The 1,299-nt window shown below is 75.9% G+C and carries 1 protein-coding gene; it reads right to left on the bottom strand.

The window, feature by feature from the left end; genetic code table 11:
• A partial coding sequence (locus tag GT045_RS17915) for a type I polyketide synthase (protein ID WP_161334788.1) occupies window positions 1–1,299 on the bottom strand: 1,299 nt, incomplete at both ends.

The following is a 1,299-nucleotide window of genomic DNA, read 5'->3' on the forward strand; positions in this document are numbered from 1 at the left end:
AGCAGCGCCTGTGCCTCGATCGGGTCGCCCAGGGTCGTCCCCGTGCCGTGCGCCTCGACGGCGTCGACGTCGGCGGGGGTGAGCCCGGCGGCGGCCAGCGCGGCCCGGATGACCCGCTGCTGGGAGGGGCCGTTGGGTGCGGTCAGGCCGTTGGAGGCGCCGTCGGAGTTCACGGCGGAGCCACGCAGCAGCGCGAGCACGCGGTGGCCGTTGCGGCGCGCGTCGGAGAGGCGCTCGACGACGAGCATGCCGGCGCCCTCGCCCCAGCCGGTGCCGTCCGCGGCGGCGGCGAAGGACTTGCAGCGGCCGTCGGCGGCCAGCCCGCGCTGCCGGGCGAAGTCCACGAAGGTGTCCGGTGTCGACATGACGGTGACGCCGCCGACCAGGGCGAGGTCGCACTCGCCCTGCCGCAGTGCCTGGGCCGCCAGGTGCAGGGTGACCAGTGAGGAGGAGCAGGCGGTGTCGACGGTGACGGCCGGTCCCTCCAGGCCGAGGGCGTAGGCGACGCGGCCGGAGACGACACTGCCGAGGCTGCCGTTGCCGAGGTAGGCGGCGAGGTCCTCGGGGATGTCGGCCGCCCAGGTGCCGTAGTCGTGGTACATGACGCCCGCGAAGACGCCGGTGCGGGAGCCGCGCAGCCGGTGCGGGTCGATGGCGGAACGCTCCAGCGCCTCCCAGGACACCTCCAGCAGGAGCCGCTGCTGCGGGTCCATGGCGGTGGCCTCGCGCGGGCCGATACCGAAGAAGCCGGCGTCGAACTCGGCCGCGTCGTACAGGAAGGCGCCCTCGCGGGTGTAGGTGCGGCCGGGGGTGCCCGGCTCCGGGTCGTAGAGCTTCCCGGTGTCCCAGCCGCGGTCCTCCGGGAAGCCGCCGACCGCGTCGACGCCGTCGGCGACGAGCCGCCACAGGTCTTCCGGTGAGCGGACGCCGCCGGGGTAGCGGCAGCTCATGCCGACGATGACGATCGGGTCGTCGTCGGCCGCGGTGCGGGCGGCGGAGGCCGCCGTCCGCTGTCCGCCGGTGCCGAAGAGCGTGTCGCGGATGTGGCCGGCGAGGGCGCGGGAGGTGGGGTGGTCGAAGACGAGGGTGGCGGGCAGCCGCAGCCCGGTGGCGGTGTTCAGGCGGTTGCGCAGCTCCACGGCGGCCAGTGAGTCGAAGCCGAGGTCGGTGAAGGCCCGGCCGGGGTGGACGGCGGACGGCCCGTCGTGGCCGAGCACGGCCGCCACCTCCGTGCGGACCAGGCCGAGCAGGACGCGGTCGCGGTCGGCGGGGGGCAGCGCGGCCAGTCCCCCGTCCGTG

The sequence above is a fragment of the Streptomyces sp. SID486 genome (genome assembly GCF_009865385.1).
In the GTDB taxonomy this organism is placed as follows: Bacteria; Actinomycetota; Actinomycetes; order Streptomycetales; family Streptomycetaceae; genus Streptomyces.